Consider the following 18,827-nt stretch of genomic DNA (forward strand, 5'->3'; position numbering starts at 1 on the left):
CGAGTATGACCGGCACCCCCACCGCGGCCCCGCCGGCCCGCGCGACCCGACCGCCTCTGGTGCGGAAGCGGGGAAGCACAAGGGCCCGGAAACGGCAGGGTATTCTCTACGCGGCTCCGACCGCAGCGTTCCTCGTCGTCTTCTTCGTGATCCCCGTCGTCCTCGTCTTCCGGATGTCGGTGTCGGACTGGGGGCTCTTCACCGGCGACCGCGGACTGAACTTCCCGAGTAACTTCTCCGACGCGGCCACCGACCGATTGTTCTGGCCCGCAGTGTGGTTCACCGTCAAGTACACCGCGGTGACCACCGTGATCCTGCTCGGCCTCGCACTGGGCATGGCTCTGCTGGTGCAGGAGTCGGGACGCTGGTCGTCCTTCGTGCGCACATCGTTCCTCATCCCCAGCGCACTCGGTCTGGCTTCGGCATCACTGCTCTTCTACGCGCTGTACTCCCCTCAGGCAAGCCCGTTCACGGCCCTGCTCCGGTGGACCGGTCTGAGCGAGGACCCGGTCTCCTTCCTCGGTAGCCCGGACAGGGCGCTGTGGTCGACCGTCGCCCTGGTCGTGTGGCGCTTCGCCGGCTTCTACATGCTGCTGCTGCTCGTGGGACTGCAGTCCATTCCCGGCGACGTGTTCGAGGCCGCGCGGATCGACGGTGCGAGTGCCTGGCAGACGTTCCGGCACATCACGCTGCCGTTGTTGCGACCGTCTTTGGCGCTGTCGACGATCCTCTGCGTCACCGGATCCCTGCTTGCCTTCGACCAGTTCTACATTCTCACCAAGGGCGGGCCGGACAACAGCACGGTCACCATCGTCCAACTGGTCTACTCCATGGCTTTCCAGGGCTCCAGCGACCTGGGCAGGGCCGCCGCGCTGTCGATCATCGTGCTGGCCGGACTGATCCTGCTCAACGCCGTCCAGTTCCTCGGTCTTCGTAAAGACAAGGATTGACATGACCACGACACCCATCACGAAGACGCCGACCGAAGCCTCGACCAGACCGCCGACACCCTCACGGCGTCGCCCTCGGCGTGCGCGCTCCCTGGCGACCATGGGCCGCAACACTTTCACGGGAGGCCTCGCCCTGCTCTTCCTGTTCCCGATGATCTGGGCGGCGGTCTCGTCGGTGTCACCACAGGGCGGCACTGCGCAGACCGACGGGATCGGTCTGGGTAATTACCGCACCCTGATCGACTATCAGGCCGGCGTGGGGCAGTACCTGCTCAACTCGATGTTCGTGTCGGGCTTGACCGTGGTGCTCACCGTCGTCGTCTCGCTCCTGGGCGGATACGCTTTCGCTCGATTCGAGTTCCCGGGAAAGAATATTCTCTTCCTCGGCACTTTGGCCATCCTGATGGTGCCGTACGCAACCCTCCTCATTCCCCTGTACGTCCTGCTCAACGGCATCGGATTGCAGAACTCCCTCGTCGGACTCGCGCTGGTGCTCACCATGTTCCAGCTGCCGTTCGCAACTTTCATGATGCGCATCTCGTTCGAGGCTGTGCCGAAGGAACTCGAGGAAGCCGCACTCGTGGACGGCTGCGGCACGTTCACCGCTCTTGTCCGGGTGCTGCTGCCGGCAGTTCGTGCGGGACTGATCACGGTGGGACTCTTCGCCTTCCTGGCGGCGTGGAACGACTTCATCACCCCGCTGATCCTGGTCTCGGACTCCGACAAGATTCCGCTGCCACTCGCGATCGCGAACCTGCGCGGGCAGACGATGGGCATCGTGGACTACGGCGCCACCGAAGCCGGCGTGGTCGTGCTCGCCGCACCCTGCATCCTCATCTTCCTTCTCCTGCAACGTCACTACGTCCGCGGCTTCATGTCCGGCGCACTCAAAGGATGACCGTGACCCACTCCTCCTCCATGCCTCTCACACTTCGGGCGTCGACTCATGACGACCTGACGAACTCCACCGGCGCCGACGTGAGAATTCCGGTGGTGCCGGTGGCTCCCACCCGATCCCGACTGCGCCCCCTCGGCGTCGGCGAGGTGACCATCACCGGCGGCCCGTGGGGACGCCGCCAGGATGCCAACGCCGCCGCGACGCTCGCTCATATCGAACACTGGCTCGAGCACGAGGGGTGGCTGGGTAACTTCGACGCCACAGCCGCCGGCGAGTCTCCCGCCGGTAGGACGGGGCGCGAGTTCTCCGACAGCGAGGTCTACAAGCTGCTCGAGGCGCTCGCATGGGAACACGGCCGTAGTGGCGATCCCGCGGTGGACCGGCGCATCCGAGCGATCACCGCGCGGATCGCCGCAGCCCAGGACAGCGACGGGTATCTTAACACGGTGTTCGGCCGCCCGGGCGGTCCTGCGCGGTGGAGCGATCTCGAATGGGGCCACGAGTTGTACTGCCTCGGCCACCTGTTCCAGGCAGGGGTCGCCCGCGCGCGGACGTCCGGTTTCGACGAGTTGCTCGCCGTGTGCACCCGCGCTGCGGATCTGGTGTGCGAAGTCTTCGGTCCCGACGGGCGCGACGCCGTGTGCGGCCACCCCGAGATCGAACCGGCACTCGTGGAGCTCTATCGCGTCACCGGCACCCGTCGCTATCTCGACCAGGCGGAATTGTTCGTGCACAGGCGCGGGCGGCATCTACTCGGAGAAATCGAGTTCGGCAGCTCGTACTTCCAGGACGATATCCCTGTTCTCGAGGCAGACGTATTGCGCGGGCACGCCGTCCGTGCGACCTACCTTTCGTCCGGCGCAGTCGACGTGGCGGTCGAGACCGGCAACACGGAGCTGCTCGGGGCCATCGTCCGGCAGTGGGAGAACACTGTCGCGCGGCGCACCTACCTGACCGGCGGCATGGGATCTCGCCACCAGGACGAGGCGTACGGTGAGGACTTCGTGCTGCCGCCCGATCGTGCGTATTCCGAGACATGCGCAGGAATCGGATCCGTGCAGCTGGCATGGAGACTGCTGCTGGCCGAGGGCTCGCCGCGCTACGCCGATCTCATCGAACGCACGCTCTACAACGTCGTCGCCGCGGGGCCGTCCGACTCCGGCACCGCGTTCTTCTACACCAACACGCTTCACCAGCGGGTGCTGGGAACGGTGCCCGATCCCACCAGAGCCGTTCCGCGCGCGGCGTCCTCGTTGCGAGCGCCGTGGTTCGCCGTCTCGTGCTGCCCCACCAATGTCGCTCGCACCTTCGCCAGCCTGCAGACACTGCTCGCCACCGCGGACGACGACGGCATCCAGCTGCACCAGTACGCGCCGGCGACCATCACGACGACACTTCCGGGTGGACGCAGGCTGACTCTGTCCATGCGCACCGAGTACCCGAGAGCCGGACGCGTGGAAGTCTATGTCGACTCCGCGCCGTCCACGCCGGTCAACATCACCTTCCGAGTGCCGGGTTGGGCGGTCGGCGCCACGCTGACCGACCGCGGTGTGACCCGTTCGGCCGCACCAGGGACGGTCACGACCACCCGGGTGCTGGTATCCGGCGATCTCCTCGTGCTCGAGCTCCCGATAGCGCCACGTCTCACGGTCGCCGATTCCCGGATCGACGCCGTGCGGGGCACCGTCGCCGTGGAACGCGGGCCACAGGTGCTCTGCCTGGAGTCGGTCGACATGCCCGACCGGCGACACGTCGACGACTTCGTCGTCGATCCGGCGCGGGGTCCTGTCGACGACGGGGGCGACAGGATCCGCGTGCACGGCTGGGTACACGACCGTGACAGCGACCCGTGGCCGTACCACTCCCCCGGGAGCGCTGCGCCGCAGGGCGACTCGGTGTCCGTCGTTCTCCGGCCCTATTCCGACTGGGCCGAGCGCGGCCCCTCCACCATGCGGGTGTTCCTGCCCGTCTCCACACCGACCGAGGAGTCCTGACGTGGCTACCGTGACATTCGACCAGACGACGCAGCACTACCCGGGGTCCGACCGCCCCGCCGTCAACCGACTCGATCTCGAGATCGCCGACGGGGAATTCCTCGTGCTCGTGGGACCGTCCGGTTGCGGCAAGTCCACGTCGTTACGCATGCTCGCCGGATTGGAGGACGTGACCGAAGGCACCATCTCGATCGGCGACCGGGACGTCACCGATCTACCACCGAAGGACCGCGACATCGCGATGGTCTTCCAGAACTACGCGCTGTACCCACACATGTCGGTCGCGGACAACATGGGCTTCGCCCTGAAGATCTCCGGAATGTCGAAGAGCGAGACCCGCAGTCGCGTGGAGGCCGCCGCACGCGTCCTCGACCTCACCGAGTATCTGGACCGCAAACCCAAGGCTCTCTCGGGAGGACAGAGACAGCGAGTGGCCATGGGCCGCGCCATCGTTCGCCGACCCCGCGTCTTCCTGATGGACGAGCCGCTGTCCAATCTGGACGCCAAACTCCGCGTCCAGACGCGGACGCAGATCGCGGCACTGCAACGCCGCCTCGGAGTCACCACCCTCTACGTCACCCACGACCAGGTCGAGGCCATGACGATGGGAGATCGGGTCGCAGTGATGAAGTCCGGTGTGTTGCAACAGGTCGGAACCGCGCGCGAGCTGTACGACCGCCCCGCCAACTCGTTCGTGGCCGGCTTCATCGGCTCGCCGGCGATGAATCTACTGTCCGCCCGTGCGGTCGACGATCACGCCGTGGTCGGTGATCTCCGGGTGCCCCTCGCGCGCCAGGTGACTCGCAAGGTGACCGGTGACATCCTGCTCGGCGTCAGACCGGAGGCCCTTCGGGTCACGAGTGCAGCGAGCGGGCTGACCATCGAGGTCGACGTCGTCGAGGAGATCGGCGCCGACGCGTACGTCTACGGCCGGGCGTTACGCGACGGTGTGGCTCCTCCACTCGAAGACCAGTCCACCCCTCTCGTCGTTCGGGTCGACGGTCGCGCCGCGCCGAAACCGGGAACCACCCTTCACCTGGCGACGGATCCGGACCAGGTGCACGTGTTCGACGCCGCCTCGGGTCTGCGTCTGGGGTGATCCCGCCGGCCGCGATCGTAAGCTGACGATCATGCCCACCTTCGTGACGGACGACGACGTGACCCTGAGCTACCTCGACGAGGGCAGCGGTCCCGTCGTCGTCCTGGTCGCCGGGTTCGGCGCTCCGGCGACCACGTGGGTGTTCCAACAGGATGCGCTCGTGCGGGCCGGGTATCGCGTGCTCGCGCTCGACCGGCGCGGCCACGGCGACTCCGAGGCACCCGATCACGGCGCCACCATGGCGCGGCACGGCCGGGACCTCGACAACTTCCTCACCGCGGTGGGCGTCGAGACTGCCGTGCTGATGGGTGGCTCCATGGGCGCGAGCACCGTCTGGTCCTACATCCGTACGACCGGGACGTCGAGGGTCCGCGGTGTCGTCTCGGTCGATCAGACGCCGAAGATGATCAACGACGCCTCGTGGCCGCACGGCTTCTACGGTCTGACCGACGCCACCGTCGACGGGTTCTTCGCGAAGGGCATTCCCGCCACGGGACACGGACCCTCGACATTCGCCTCGCTCCTCCCCGTCGCGAAACTGATTCTGCGCCTGCGGTCGATGCCCAGAATGGTGTCGTCCGAGACACCGCCCATGAGAGCACTTCTCGACGACCACGCCCGCCAGGACTGGCGCGCGGACATCCGGGCCGCGGACGTACCGATCCTCATGATCGCGGGACGGAACAGTCAGTTCTGGCCCTCGGATCACGCAGTGGTCACCGCGCGCGACACCGCGCAGGGTCAGGTCGCGCTGATCGACAGCGGCCACGCCGCGAACATGGACCGTCCATGTGAGGTGAACGAGGCCGTGCTGACCTTCCTGCGCGGCATCGGGTACTGACTGTCGTCTGCGCGACGGACAGTGGAGATGCCCGTCGTCTGATTGCATGGACCGGTCACAGTCCGCAGATGGTGAGCTCTGCGAAGCATGCCCCCGACGTCGGGGTCCCCCGAAGTCGTGGCTACCGAGCTGCCCGGAACAAAACGTACGGTCCTCCCAGAACAGCAGCGCAGCGCTGCTGCGCCGAGCAGGGGGACCGATACAGATGCAGGCAATGATGACCGACGACGACATCGTGAGACCGGCCCTCAGCGTGCGGGAGGTGGAGGTCCTGCGGGCGTGGATCATCAGCGACTCGAAGGGCACCGTCGCACGGTCGCTCTTCATCTCCCCCGCCACGGTCAACACCCACATCGCGCGCATTCGCGAGAAGTACGAGGCGGTAGGCCGCTCCGCCGGGTCCAAGGCCTCGCTGGTCGCCCGAGCACTGCAGGACGGTCACGTGGGGTTGGACGAGCTGTAGGTCGCCTGGCGTTTTCGCTCCGCTCACGCCACCTATCGGCGGGATCCCGCGCGAAAGGGCGCCGAGAGGAGCAGAAACTCCACCGCTCAGACCACGACGATCGTGACCCCGGCGTCGCGGAAGGGCTGCACCTGTTCCTCGGTCGCGCCGGCATCCGTCACCAGGGTGACGCCCTCGGGGAGGGGTGCCCAGGCGTGGAACGGGCGCTGCCCCAGCTTCGCCGCGTGCGCGAGCACGTAGACCGTGCCGGCGCGTTCGATCATCAACTCCTTGAGCCGCGTCTGCTCCAGCTCGGCCTCGCAGATGCCGCGGTCGGCGGTGACCGCGTCCGCACCGAGGAAGGCGCGGTCAAAGGACACCCGTGCCAACGACGCCTCGGCGAGCGGCCCGACGAAACCCTGCGACAGGTGACGCAACGTACCGCCCAGGCACTCGACGCGGACGTCGTCGGCATCCGCCAGCGCCTCGAGCGCAGTGAGACCCGCGGCGATGACCGTGAGGCCCGTCGAGTCACGGAGGTACTCCCCCATGGCACCGACGGTGGTGCCGGCGTCGAGAAGCACCGTCTCGCCCGGGCGCACCTCTCCCGCAGCCCACTTCGCGATCGAACGCTTGGCGTCGAAGCCCTCGACCGCACGCTGTCGCAGCGACGACTCGGGGTGTGGGTCGAGCGCGATCGCGCCACCGTAGGTGCGCGCGAGAAGCCCCTCGGCGGTCAGCTGCGACAGATCCCGACGAATGGTCGAGGCCGTCACGCCGAACTGCACGGACAGGTCTTCCACACTCGCCAGACCACTCGTCTTGGCCAGGCGGACGATCTCCGCGCGCCGCGCCTGTGACTCCCTGAGCGCCATACCCGAAACCTAGCCGACGTCGGCGGTGCTGGTCGCCAGTTCGGCGGCCTGTCGCAGGGCTTCCACCATGCTGCCGGCCTCGGCGATGCCCTTGCCCGCGATGTCGAACGCGGTGCCGTGATCCACGGAGGTACGGATGACGGGGAGTCCCACGGTGATGTTCACGCCGGCCTCGATGCCGAGAACCTTGACCGGTCCGTGGCCCTGGTCGTGGTACATCGCGACGATGAGGTCGTAGTCACCGCGACCCGCGAGGAAGAAGGCGGTGTCGGCGGGCAGCGGTCCGACGGCGTCGATTCCGTCGGCCTGCAGCTTCTCGACGGCCGGCACGATCTTCTGATCCTCCTCGCCGTACCCGAACAGGCCGTTCTCGCCGGCATGCGGGTTGATACCGCACAGGCCGATCTTCGGGTTGCTGTTGCCCGATCGCACCAGCGCCTCGTACCCGCGGCGGACGGTCCGCTCGACGAGACCCGGCTCGATCTTCGCGACGGCGTCGAGCAGTCCGATGTGGGTGGTCACGTGGATGACCTTGAGCTTGGGCGTCGAGAGCATCATCGACACCTCCTCAGTACCGGTGAGGTGCGCGAGCAGCTCGGTGTGACCGGGGAAGATGTGTCCGGCGGCGTGCAGCGCCTCCTTGTTGAGCGGCGCGGTGCAGATCGCCTGGACGTCACCGGCGACGGCCAGTTCGGCTGCGACACGGATGTATTCGTAGGCAGCATGTCCCGCCACTGCGGACAGCTCGCCCCAGGCCAGATCCGCGGGCAGCAACCCGAGGTCGATGACGTTGATGCGCCCGCTGGTGAACTCGGCATCGGCGATGCGCTCGATCGAGACGATGTCGCACTGCACACCCAGCACGTCGGCCGCGAGTCGCAGACGCGCGGCGTCACCGATGACGACGGGCTTGCACCACCCCGCCACCTTCGCGTCGAGCACGGCGGGGACGATGACCTCGGGGCCGATGCCCGCGCCGTCGCCCATCGTCAGGGCCACGACGGGCAGGTCGAGGGTCTGGAGATCGGTCGATGTCATGGCTGTGTCCTTCGGTCGGAGCGTGGTGTCCGGCGAGCCGCCGGTGAGGTAGGAGTGGATGGCGGACAGGCTCTCTCGGTCTCCGAAACTGCCCGGCCGCGTGACGACGCGTCGGCCCCGCGGGTCGACGGACACGACAGCGCCGTAGTGCACGTGTCCTAGCGGGCGCAGGGTGTCGATACCGAGCGCGGTGATGACGGCCCGTGCCGTCTCACCGCCGGTGAGGGCGAGGTCGACCGACAGTCCGTCGGCCCCCGCTCGGACGTACTCGGCCAGGGCGACGGACAGGTCACGGGTACGCGCGACGTCCACGGACCCGGTCACGGTGAGCGCGACCGAGCCGTCGCGCAGGGCGGAGGAGAGCTCCCGTGCGTCGGCGAGGCCGGCAAGCACGTCACCCGCGTCCACGGTGAGCAGCCGCACCCCGTCCTCGGCGAGACGACGAACCTGCTCGACGGCGACCGAGGAGGCGGTGCCCACGACGACGAGGACGGGATCGCCCGTACGCGAGACGGAGTGAGGCGTCGCAGTACCACCGAGACCCCGGGCGACAGCCGCGGCGAGCGCCGAGGTGCCCACCAGGGTCACCTCGGGGCGGTCGGCCACTGCCGCCACCACCGCGTCGAGATCAACGTCGGACTCGATGTCGCACACGACGACCCCGGTCGCGACCGAGAGCGCGTCGATAGTGACGAGCGGAGCATCGAGCATGAGCGGCAACGACTCCGGGGGCTCGCTGGACTCGGCGTGCCAGAGGTCGGTGTCGACCAGCGGCACTCCGTCGACGTGTAGCACGCCGCCACGGACGACGCGGTCCAGCAGTGGCAGACCGCCCGCGACGACCACCGGCCCGCGGGCCGACAACGCGCGCACCGTGGCGGCGACGTTCCCGCGCAGAAGCGAGTCGATCTTCGCGAGCACGCGTGCGCCTGCGGGTACGGAACGCAGTGCGGAGGACACCAACGATTCCGCCTGCTCGGCAGCCAACGCTCGGGTATCGAGGTCCACGACAGACACTGTGGCGGAACCGATCACGGCATCTAGAGTCAGTGACACGTCGGGCGTACGGTCGAGGAACACCCCGGCGACCTCCGCGGCGCCCGAGAGGTCGTCGGCCAGTACGACGACACACGTCGCGCTTCTCACTGCCATCCACCAACTCCTCGTCCTGATCTTCCCATGTGCCCGAACATCCTCAGCCTGTCACTATTGCGTGAATCACGCAATATTCACGACCTGGTTGCGCGAAACGCGCGTTTCTGCTTTGCTTCGTGACATGGACCACAACGACGCGGGATCGTCGCTCACGCGACACAGAGTGAGCGGGAAGGTGCTGGTGACGACACCCACTTTCGGTCGCTACGCCCATGAGCCCCGAGAAGTACTGATCGCCGACGGACTGTCGGTCGACCAACCCTGGGGCCACGCGCAACCGCCGTCTCGCGATGCCATCGCCGAACAGGCTCGCGACGCGGTGGCCATGATCGTCGGTCTCGACACCGTCGACGCCGACATGTTCGACGCGGCCCCCGACCTACGAGTCGTCGCAAAACACGGCGTGGGTTTCGACAACATCGCGGTCGACGCAGCACGGAAGCGCGGGATCGAGGTGGTGTTCGCACCGGGATCGAACTCGAATGCGGTGGCCGAATTGACCTTCGGACTGATTCTCGACGTGACTCGGGGCATCTCGACGACAGACCGTGCTGTACGCGAGCACCGGTGGGTCAAGAATTTCGGAACCGAGCTCGCCGGGCGCACGCTGGGAGTCATCGGGTACGGGCGGATCGGCCGGTTGGTCGCGGGGTACGCGGCGGCGTTCGGGATGCGCGTACTGGCCCACGATCCGTGGGTGAGTGACGCAGATGTCGCGCGAGCCGGTCACGTGCCGTCGTCGCTGGAGAACTGCATCACGTCGGCGGACGTCCTGACTCTGCACGTTCCCGCCATCGCCGGCGACCCACCATTGCTGGACCGTGCCCGACTGCAGTCGATGCGACCCGGGTCGATCGTTGTCAATGCCTCGCGCGGTGGACTTGTCGACGAGGACGCGCTGGCGCAACTGCTTCACGACGGTCATCTCGCCGGAGCAGGCCTCGATGCCTTCTCCACCGAGCCGCTGGGTGAGTCTCCCCTTCGCGATGCGCCGGGCGTCGTTCTCACCTCGCATATCGGAGCGTGCACGCGCGAAGCGAATCGCACCATGGGAGTGACAGTGGCAGAGGACGTCTCGCGCGTCTTGCGCGGTCTGCCGGCAATGAACTCCGCACTCTGACCTGTCTGGCCACTTTGCACAGAAAGCTCGAGATGACCAATACCGTGAAGTCGAAATCACTGGAAATCGACGACCCCTACGCCCTCGACCCGGAAGACGTTCAGGAACCACCCACGACGTTCACCGGACGCGTGCGACGACTGGGACCCGGCATGATCTTGTCCGCCGCGGTGGTGGGATCGGGTGAGTTGATCCTCACGACCTCCCTCGGGGCGCGAGCCGGGTTCATCCTGTTGTGGCTCATCATCATCGCCACGACGGTGAAGGTCTGGGTGCAGATGGAGCTTGCCCGTCTCAGCATCCTCTCCGGGAAGCCGGCATTGGAACTGTTCTCCGCTGTCGCGCCCACCACCCGCAGAGGGGGATGGATCAATTACCTCTGGATCGGCATGGATTTCACGAAGATGCTGCAGCGAGGCGGCATCATCGGTGGCGCCGCTGCCGCCTGTTCCATTCTGCTGCCACTTGTCGGTGAACCGCTCTCACGGGCATCACTGACCGCGTGGACCGTCCTGATCGTGGTCAGCACTGTGGCGCTGCTCCAGACCGGTAAGTACTCGATGATCGAGCGGTTGGCCGTGGCGTCGGTCGCTTGCTTCACGCTCATCACGGTCGCATTGGCACTGAGTCTGCCGTTCACCGATTTCGGTTGGACCGGTGCAGATCTCGCGACCGGAATGTCGTTCACGATCCCGGCTGCGTTCATCGGGATCTCGGTAGCGATGTTCGGCCTCACCGGAGTGGGAGCCGACGAGATGACCACTTACACGTACTGGTGCATCGAGAAGGGCTACGCGCGATGGACCGGACCAGACGACGGTTCCGAGCAGAGGGCGCACCGAGCGTCGGGATGGTTGCGCGTCATGCGCATGGACGTCGCAGTGTCCTGGCTGGTGTGCACGCTCTGCACTCTCGCCTTCTACGTGATCGGTGCATCGGTGCTCCACCCCCAGGGACTGGTACCCGCCGGAAACGAGGTGATCACGACGCTCTCCCGCATGTACACCGACACGCTGGGTCCCTGGGCAGAGGTCGTGTTCCTTCTCGGTGCCATCGCCGTCCTGTGGTCCACCCTGATCGGTTCCGTCGCGAGCGTGCCGCGCTTGTGGACGCACACACTCGGCATTCTCGGGCTCGTCGACTGGAGCGACCCCGCAGCGCGCCGACGGTGGATTCGCATTCTCACCTTCGTGTTCCCGCCCATGTGGGCAGTGTTCTACCTCTTCGTCCAGTCGCCCGTCCTCATGGTTCAGATCGGCGGTATCGGCAGCGGCATCTTCCTGGTGGCCATCGTGATCGCCGTGTGGAAGCTGCGGGCCGCAGAAACGACGAAACGCCACCGTCCGCACCCGGCAGTGACAGGCGCGCTCGTGATCAGTAGCGTCTCGATCATGGTTCTCGGCATCTACTCGGTGCTTCAGGTGTTCGGAATCGAGGTCTCGTGACCGACCTCGATTCGGGCGCGACCCGCACGATGTCCTTCGGCCCGATGGTGCTGGGCACCATGACCTTCGGTGACACTGTCGACCTCGAGGGTTCGCGCGCTCTGCTCGACACGGCACTCGACGCCGGCATCACCCACATCGACACCGCCAACGGGTACGCGGGCGGCGAGTCCGAACGCATCCTGGCGCAGTTGCTCGCTGGTCGACGTGACGAGGTCACCCTCGCCACCAAGGGCGGCATGTTCCTCGGTGACGCCGACGGCCACTCGCCCCTCTCGCCCGAGGGGCTGCGGCTCGGACTCGAGGCCAGCCTGCGCCGGCTCGGCACCGACCACGTCGACCTCTTCTACCTGCACCAGCCCGACCGCGCGTCGTCGCTCGAGGACACCCTCGGGACCGTCGCCAAGTTGGTGGCAGAAGGCAAAGTGGGGGCGCTCGGCGTCTCGAATTTCGCTGCTTGGCAGATCGCCGAGGTGAATCGCGTGTGCGACGAGGTGGGTGCGCCGCGACCCGTCGTCGCGCAGCAGCTCTACAACTTGCTGGCCCGCCGCGTCGAGGAGGAGTACGCCGAGTTCGCGGCCGTCAGCGGCATCACCACGATGGTCTACAACCCGTTGGGCGGCGGCCTCCTCACCGGCAAGCACTCGTTCGACGAAGCGCCCGGCGAAGGACGGTTCGGCGATTCGCGCCTGGCCGAGATGTACCGCGAGCGGTACTGGAACACCCAGATCTTCGACGCGATCACGCGCTTGTCCGCGGTGGCGTCGGACGCCGGCATGCCGCTCACCGAGCTCGCCCTGCGCTGGCTCCGGTCGAAGCCCCTCACCGGACCGATTCTGTTGGGCGGCTCCAAGACCAGCCACCTGCAGGCCAACATCGAAGCCCTGGGCCGCGGTCCGTTGTCCGACGACGTCGTCGCCGCGTGCGACGAGGTCGGTGCGGCACTGCGCGGTCCCATGCCTGCCTACAACCGATAGGAAACCTTTCATGTCTGCCGCCGATTTCGCCCGTCGCATCCGTTCCCGTGAACGGGCACTGGGCTACTGGTCCGTCATCGACTCCCCCGTCTCCACCGAGTGGCTCGCCCACGTCGGGTGGGACTACATCTGCCTCGATCTGCAGCACGGCCTCATCGGCTACGACGGGATGCTGCGCGGACTCACCGCCATCGACGCGGCGCAGGGCCCGGCCGGACTGGTACGGGTCGAGTCCAACGATCAGACCTACATCGGCAAGGCGCTCGACGCCGGTGCGCGCGGCGTCATCGTGCCGCTGATCGACACCGCCGAGGACGCCGCCCGCGCCGTCTCCTACGTGCGCTACCCACCTGCCGGCGTGCGCTCGTACGGCCCGATGCGCTCACAGCTGCGCGTCGGCCCCCTGCCCGCCGACGCGAACGACGGTGTCGTCGTGCTCGCGATGATCGAGACCCCCGACGGCCTCGAGAACGTCGAGGCCATCTGCGCCGTGCCCGGACTCGACGGCGTGTACGTCGGACCGTCGGATCTGCGCATCGCCGTCGGTGGCGCCTCCCCCTCGGACAGCTCCGTGGACGACGTGTTCGACGCTGCTGTGGTGCGAGTGCAGGAAGCTGCCGCCGCTGCAGGTATCGCGGCCGGCATCCACACCCCCTCCGGCGAGGTCGCGGCGCGGCGTCTGGCGCAGGGCTACACCTTCGCGACCGTGGCCTCGGACCTCACCCACCTCAAAGCTGTGTCCGAGGGGCACCTGAAGGCTGCGCGGGGGTAGGGGTTCCGGTCGAGCGATCCGCGGCGAGAGGAGCGCGAGTGGGCCTGGTGTTCCACTCGTGAGCCGTGCGGGCGGGATCCCGCGCGCAGGACACGCACGTGGAACACCACGACCAGAGCTGCACCGCCTGTCGTACCGCCGCGTTACCTTCCTCCTCCGCATCGACTTCCGGGGGGAAACTATGTGCAGAGGGTGCGTCTCAGTGCCGGACATCAAGAGGAAGATCGCGCGCCACGGGTGGGCGGTGACCGCCGTGGCCGGGTCGGATCACGAGGTACCCGACGTCGCGTACACGACGGGCCTCACCAGCAGGTCGTTGCCCGAACTGGTCGTCTACGGACTGCCGTTCCATCTGTCGGGGAGCCTGCTCCACGACATGGCGTCGCAGATGGTCGCCGGTCTCGCACTGTCGTCCGGGATCACGATCCGCAGTGCGACCGGCGACGAACCGGACATCGTGGTCATTCAGGCCGTCAATACCGCGGACATGGTGGTCACCGGTGCGCTGTACTCGGACTTCACTGCGCTGCAACTGGTGTGGCCGGACGTCGACGGCCACTTCCCGTGGGAGCCCGAGTACTCCATCTGTGCCCACCACCAGCCACTGATGGGCGTGGGGTGGGTATGACGGTTCGGGCCTGACCCGGGCGTGGTGTTCCACTGTCCGCCCTGTCGAGCGGGTTCCCGCGTCCGACATCGGAGGAAAGGGACACCACGCCCAGCGCGGAAGAACAACGAAATGGTCACAAACCATTCGGCCGAGTAACGAGTCGCCCGGAGATGCAGACACACTGAGGACACCAGACCACCCGAGAGGATCCTCATGCGCTCGCTCACGAAGCTCGCCGGAGCCGCGTTCGTCGGCATCACCGCCGCGACGATGTCCATCGTCGGTGCCGGCACCGCGTCCGCGGTCGACTATCCCGCACCGGTGCCCGTCGATCCGGCGGCCTTCCTGCAGGGCGATGTCGCGTACTTCTCCACCGGCGCCGCCAACTGTTCCATCACCCCGGCGGGGGTCGTGGGTTGCGATCTTCCGGGCGGCGAGTACCTCACCCAGATCCCCTTCGCCCCCGTGGTCTACGACGTGGCGATCGACGTGCCGTGGTTCCCGGCTCACCCGACCTTCGGGATCGGCGGCCCGCGTGGGCGTGCCGGGAGCACTCCCCTCGGTGGCTCGCTCAGCTACGGCGGGGCCACCTGCTACATCGGCTTCAAGGGATCGCTGAACTGTTCCTCGATGGGTCACTCGTTCACGGTGTGGACGCCGTACATGACGTTGAGCTGACCTGAACGCAACGAGTCACTTCGGATCGGAGCCGCCGTTCTGCTGTGATCGCGCAGTGGACGGAGGAGCAGCCATGGAACCGAGTGCCGAGATCGACGGCCTGATCGCCCGACACCCCGACTGGCGCGGTGACGCCCTGGCGGAAGCACGACGGGTAACTCGACGGGCCGCTCATCGTCGGCGACATCTTCAAAGCGAAAGTGAAGCTCGGCTTCCAGTACGGGGCGGCGCTGGACGACCCGAAGGGCATCTTCAACGGTGAGCTCGGCGGGAAGCAGCGGCGCTCGTACGAACTCTTCGAAGTGACGTCGTCGACGCGGAGGCATTAGCCGGACTGGTCCGTGCGGCGATCGAGCGGAATCGGAACAAGTAAGGCCGAGTCGCGCAAGAGATAGCCCCGCAGCCCTACACTCAGCCTCCGTACTTGGACGTCACCCGGTTCTCTAACCACTGCAACGCCATGGTGGGCGGCAGCGCCATCACCAGGATCAGCACCACGGTTCCCATGATGTTCTCCATGCGGATCAGGCTGACGTTGCGCAACAGTTCGTACCCGATGCCGCTCGATGCCGAGAACATCTCAGCGAGAAGTAGACCCAGGAACGCCAGACCGAACGTCATGCGCATACCGGTCGCGAGCGAGGGCAGCACCGACGGAACGACGATTTGCCGCACCAGCCGTGGCCAACTCACCTGCAGGGACGCGGCCATCTTCAGGTGGATCCGCTGCACGGACGCCGTGCTCTCCACGGCGACCAGGAACATGGGAATGAAGGCCGCGTAGAACGCGAAGCCCGCGCGGCTCAGCTCCCCGATACCCAGGAACGACAGGAAGATCGGGTAGAGCACGATCTTCGGGATGCTGTTGATCGCATAGAAGATCGGGACCACCGTGCGGGCCCAGAACGGGGTGAGCCCGAGCGCGAGGCCCAGGAGCGACCCGACGATCGTGCTGCCCAGGAAGGCGAGCACCAGGATGCGGAGCGAATCGAGCACGTTGGCACGGAAGTCCGGATTCCCGAGATCGGCGACCAAGGATCGCATCGCCTCGAGCGGCGTCGGGAAAATCAGACTGTCGGCGACGACAGCCGACACCCACCAGATCACCACGGCGAGCACTGCCACCACGAGCGGCGGCACCACACGACGTGCGGTGTGCACACCTCGACGCCGGGGCGCTACGGCCGGCGCGGCGATGGTCAGGGGCAGAGTGGCCACGGAGCGACTCATCAGCGACGCCTCCAATCGAATCGGTTGAGGGCGGCGGAGATGCCGAACGTCGCGATCAGGGCGATGGCCGCGACCACGAGGATGCCTGCGTACATGTCGGCGATGTCGAAGCTGTCGTACGCGATGGAGATGAAATGCCCGAGACCCTGTGTGGACAGGATGAACTCGCTGGCGAGCACCGAGATGATCGCGTAGGAGAGCCCCAGCTTGAGGCCTGTCACGATGTTGGGCAACGCGTACGGTAAGAGAATCGACCGAAAGTACTGCCAGCGGCTGAGCATCAGCGTGGTGCCCAGTTTGGTGACGATGGGCGACACGGCGTTGAAGCCAGTGCGCGCGTTGAGGGCCACCACACCGAACGCGAAGATGGTCGACAGGATGGCGATGGGTGCGACGCCGGCACCGAACAGCACCACCATGATCGGGTAGAGCGCGAAGGTGGGCACCGCGTAGTACACGTTCAGGTACGGCTGGAACGCTCTGTCCCACAGCTCGAATCGCCACAGGACGTAGGCCGCGGCCACCCCGGACACGGAACTGAGCACGAACGCGACCACGATGATGCCGAGCGTCCGCCCGAGAGCGTCGACGAGGAAGTCCGTGTCGGTCAACAGTCGGAGGGCGGTGAAGAACATGTCGGACACCGGAACGATGTCGAGGGGGGACGCGAAGAATCGTGCCGCGATGTCGACGGCCACCAATGCAGCGACCAGGATGACCACCGTCCACCCCCACGCCGGTAACCCCAGTGACGTGGCGGGTGCCGGCCGCAGATAACCGGGAACGACGGAGCTGCGTTCGGTGGTGCTCACGGCTCGATGCTCATCGTCTTCTTGGCCTCGTCCCGCAGCGTCGACCAGATGCGCTCGTGCAACGCGACGGCATCGGGACTGGCCAGCACGTCCTCGGACCGGGGCCGCGGCAGATCGATCGGTACCTCGTCGATGAATCGGCCCGGGCGGGCGCTCATCACGAGCACGCGGTCGGAGAGCAGCACGGCCTCCTGGATGCTGTGCGTGATGAACAGGACTCCGCAGGTGAGCTTCTCGACGATCTTCAACAACTCGTAGGACATCACGAGCCGGGTCTGCTCGTCGAGAGCGCCGAAGGGCTCGTCGGCGAGAACGAGATCGGGCTCCATCGACAGGCACCGTGCGATGGCGACGCGCTGTCGCATACCGCCCGACAGCTGCGTCGGGTAGTGGTCGCCGAATCGCGCGAGCCCGACGGTCGCGAGCAACTCGTCCGCGCGCTCGCGGCGCTCCTTCTTGCCGACTCCCCGCACTTCGAGTGCGAAGGCGACGTTGTCGCGAATGGTGCGCCATGGCAACGTCGCGGACTCCTGGAAGATCACTGCCGTCTTGGTGCGCGGTCCACTCATCGGCTGGTCGTCGATGGTCACCGTACCGCTGTCATGATCCTGCAGGCCTGCGAAGATCTCGAGAAGTGTCGACTTCCCGCATCCACTCGGACCGACGATCGACACGAACTCACCGCGCCCGATGGTCAGGTCGATCTCGTGCAGGGCGGTCACGTCACCGAAGTGTCGGGAGACCGAGGAGGCGATGGCTATGGCCGACGACGTCTCGGGTCGGGGTCTGGTCGCAGCGTGGGTCACGTCGATACCTTCTTCTCGAGGAGCAGGTCAGGCGGGGCAGTTGCCGGGAACGTCGGCGTCGACGTCGGGGGCGAGGAACTCGGGATCGAACAGGGTGCAGAAATCGGGCACACGGTCGCTGCCCGACGCGTCCACACCCGACTGGGCGGCCTCGACGGATGCCGCGTCGAATCCGCCGCCCCAGGTGTCCACGGACGAGGCACGTTCGACGACGGCGGTGGCCGACTCGACGTCGAATCCTGTGTAGTCCGCATAGATTCGGGCGGCTGCGACGGGGTCTGCCTTGATCGAGGCGACCGCGTCGGTGTACCCGTGGTTGATGGCGCGGACGACGCCGGGGTTGCTCGCGGCATAGTCCTTGGTCGTGGTGATGGTCGACTGCAGGAATCTCTTCATGTAGTCGGGGCTGCTGACGATGAGCTTGAAGTCCTCCGGCCGCTGTTCGGCGACGATGGACGGAATCAGGGCGATGTCGACGGAACCCGCTTCGAGCAGGGCCAACCCCTCCCCGATTCCACCCGACGACACGCGCTCGATCCGCGCAGGATCTGCGCCGGCGAGGGAGGGCAATAATCGGGTGAGCGCGTCCGACGCGGAGTTCGGTCGCGTGTACGCCCACCGGCGGACGTCGTCGATCGAGTCGACCGCCGAGTTCGACGCCAGCGCATAGAAATTCATCGGATACGGACCCTGGGTACCGCCACCCACGATACGCAGCTCGGACCCACCGGCGTCGGCCTGCACGATGGAGGGGTAGCTGACCTCACCGATGGGGATGTTGCCGTCGAGGAGGGTGCGCATGGTCGCGCTGCCGCCCTTGCCCGGAACGATGTTCTCGACGATGACGCCGTACTTCTCGAACAGTCCCTGCTTCTGTGCGACGAGCCACGGGATGCTGTAGATCTCGGCGGCAGCCGACACCGTCACGTCGATGGTGACGGGGTTCGCGGGGTCTGCGTCGCGGCCCGGTCCCGAACTGCAGGCGGTCAGTCCGACGGTCAGTCCGAGTACCGCCAGGAGCGGCGCGACTCTGCGTCTGTACATCTGTTCCTCGCTGGCTGGTCGATGTGGTGACGGACCACGAG

Annotated in this window: 19 protein-coding genes; 13 read left to right on the plus strand and 6 right to left on the minus strand. The window is 66.8% G+C overall.

Annotated elements, in window-relative coordinates; translation table 11 throughout:
- Positions 1-5: 5 nt before the first annotated feature.
- The 6 genes from HQ306_RS16985 (at position 6) to HQ306_RS22275 (ending at position 6,245) form a co-directional block, all read left to right on the plus strand.
- Entirely contained in the window at positions 6-950 is a 945-nt protein-coding gene (locus HQ306_RS16985; RefSeq protein ID WP_222632799.1) for a carbohydrate ABC transporter permease, read from the plus strand.
- A 1-nt stretch (position 951) separates the two neighbouring features.
- Entirely contained in the window at positions 952-1,848 is an 897-nt protein-coding gene (locus tag HQ306_RS16990; protein ID WP_222632800.1) for a carbohydrate ABC transporter permease, read from the plus strand.
- Positions 1,849-1,850: 2 nt separating this feature from the next.
- Positions 1,851-3,842: a beta-L-arabinofuranosidase domain-containing protein gene (locus HQ306_RS16995; protein ID WP_222632801.1), complete on the plus strand. Its 1,992-nt coding sequence runs from the start codon at positions 1,851-1,853 to the stop codon at positions 3,840-3,842.
- Position 3,843: 1 nt separating this feature from the next.
- Entirely contained in the window at positions 3,844-4,941 is a 1,098-nt protein-coding gene (locus tag HQ306_RS17000) for an ABC transporter ATP-binding protein (RefSeq protein ID WP_222632802.1), read from the plus strand.
- Positions 4,942-4,972: 31 nt separating this feature from the next.
- A complete protein-coding gene (locus HQ306_RS17005) occupies positions 4,973-5,782 on the plus strand; it encodes an alpha/beta fold hydrolase (protein ID WP_222632803.1) in 810 nt (269 codons plus the stop codon).
- A 214-nt stretch (positions 5,783-5,996) separates the two neighbouring features.
- Positions 5,997-6,245, plus strand: a complete 249-nt coding sequence (locus HQ306_RS22275) for a LuxR C-terminal-related transcriptional regulator (RefSeq protein WP_027504894.1) — start codon at positions 5,997-5,999, stop codon at positions 6,243-6,245.
- 86 nt (positions 6,246-6,331) lie between these two features.
- Here the strand turns inward: HQ306_RS22275 and HQ306_RS17015 are convergent, their stop codons facing one another.
- The gene (locus HQ306_RS17015) at positions 6,332-7,099 is read right to left on the minus strand and encodes a DeoR/GlpR family DNA-binding transcription regulator (RefSeq protein ID WP_027504893.1); all 768 of its coding nucleotides are present in this window, start codon (positions 7,097-7,099) and stop codon (positions 6,332-6,334) included.
- Between the two features lie 9 nt (positions 7,100-7,108).
- Positions 7,109-9,289 (minus strand): 4-hydroxythreonine-4-phosphate dehydrogenase PdxA, encoded by a 2,181-nt coding sequence (gene pdxA, locus HQ306_RS17020; protein WP_222632804.1) that lies wholly within the window; start codon positions 9,287-9,289, stop codon positions 7,109-7,111.
- 184 nt (positions 9,290-9,473) lie between these two features.
- Here pdxA and HQ306_RS17025 point away from each other — a divergent pair, with 184 nt between their 5' ends.
- The 7 genes from HQ306_RS17025 to HQ306_RS22280 all read left to right on the plus strand — a co-directional run bounded on the left by HQ306_RS17025 (position 9,474) and on the right by HQ306_RS22280 (position 15,223).
- Positions 9,474-10,412 (plus strand): phosphoglycerate dehydrogenase, encoded by a 939-nt coding sequence (locus HQ306_RS17025; protein ID WP_222632805.1) that lies wholly within the window; start codon positions 9,474-9,476, stop codon positions 10,410-10,412.
- A 44-nt stretch (positions 10,413-10,456) separates the two neighbouring features.
- Positions 10,457-11,857, plus strand: a complete 1,401-nt coding sequence (locus HQ306_RS17030) for an Nramp family divalent metal transporter (protein WP_222632806.1) — start codon at positions 10,457-10,459, stop codon at positions 11,855-11,857.
- The gene (locus tag HQ306_RS17035; protein WP_308115451.1) at positions 11,854-12,834 is read left to right on the plus strand and encodes an aldo/keto reductase; all 981 of its coding nucleotides are present in this window, start codon (positions 11,854-11,856) and stop codon (positions 12,832-12,834) included. Before HQ306_RS17030 ends, HQ306_RS17035 begins: the two co-directional genes overlap by 4 nt.
- A 10-nt stretch (positions 12,835-12,844) precedes the next feature.
- Positions 12,845-13,606 carry an HpcH/HpaI aldolase/citrate lyase family protein gene (locus HQ306_RS17040; protein WP_056073316.1) on the plus strand — a complete coding sequence of 254 codons (762 nt, stop codon included), beginning with the start codon at positions 12,845-12,847 and terminating at the stop codon, positions 13,604-13,606.
- 202 nt (positions 13,607-13,808) lie between these two features.
- Positions 13,809-14,234 carry a DUF4262 domain-containing protein gene (locus HQ306_RS17045; RefSeq protein ID WP_222632807.1) on the plus strand — a complete coding sequence of 142 codons (426 nt, stop codon included), beginning with the start codon at positions 13,809-13,811 and terminating at the stop codon, positions 14,232-14,234.
- A gap of 195 nt (positions 14,235-14,429) precedes the next feature.
- A complete protein-coding gene (locus HQ306_RS17050; RefSeq protein ID WP_056448204.1) occupies positions 14,430-14,894 on the plus strand; it encodes a hypothetical protein in 465 nt (154 codons plus the stop codon).
- Between the two features lie 200 nt (positions 14,895-15,094).
- Entirely contained in the window at positions 15,095-15,223 is a 129-nt protein-coding gene (locus HQ306_RS22280; RefSeq protein WP_261770170.1) for a hypothetical protein, read from the plus strand.
- A gap of 82 nt (positions 15,224-15,305) precedes the next feature.
- On the opposite strand, the gene HQ306_RS17055 is transcribed toward HQ306_RS22280, so the two are convergent.
- Genes HQ306_RS17055 through HQ306_RS17070 form a run of 4 tightly spaced genes read right to left on the minus strand, consistent with a single transcriptional unit; the run spans position 15,306 to position 18,786 of the window.
- The gene (locus HQ306_RS17055) at positions 15,306-16,112 is read right to left on the minus strand and encodes an ABC transporter permease (protein ID WP_222632808.1); all 807 of its coding nucleotides are present in this window, start codon (positions 16,110-16,112) and stop codon (positions 15,306-15,308) included.
- A gap of 11 nt (positions 16,113-16,123) precedes the next feature.
- Positions 16,124-16,936 (minus strand): ABC transporter permease, encoded by an 813-nt coding sequence (locus HQ306_RS17060; RefSeq protein ID WP_027504881.1) that lies wholly within the window; start codon positions 16,934-16,936, stop codon positions 16,124-16,126.
- Positions 16,933-17,742 (minus strand): ABC transporter ATP-binding protein, encoded by an 810-nt coding sequence (locus HQ306_RS17065; RefSeq protein ID WP_037184864.1) that lies wholly within the window; start codon positions 17,740-17,742, stop codon positions 16,933-16,935. The genes HQ306_RS17060 and HQ306_RS17065 overlap by 4 nt, the downstream gene beginning before the upstream one ends.
- Positions 17,743-17,769: 27 nt before the next feature.
- Entirely contained in the window at positions 17,770-18,786 is a 1,017-nt protein-coding gene (locus HQ306_RS17070; RefSeq protein ID WP_027504879.1) for an ABC transporter substrate-binding protein, read from the minus strand.
- Positions 18,787-18,827 lie beyond the last annotated feature (41 nt).

Source organism: Rhodococcus sp. BP-160 (assembly GCF_019836205.1).
Taxonomy (GTDB): Bacteria; Actinomycetota; Actinomycetes; order Mycobacteriales; family Mycobacteriaceae; genus Rhodococcoides.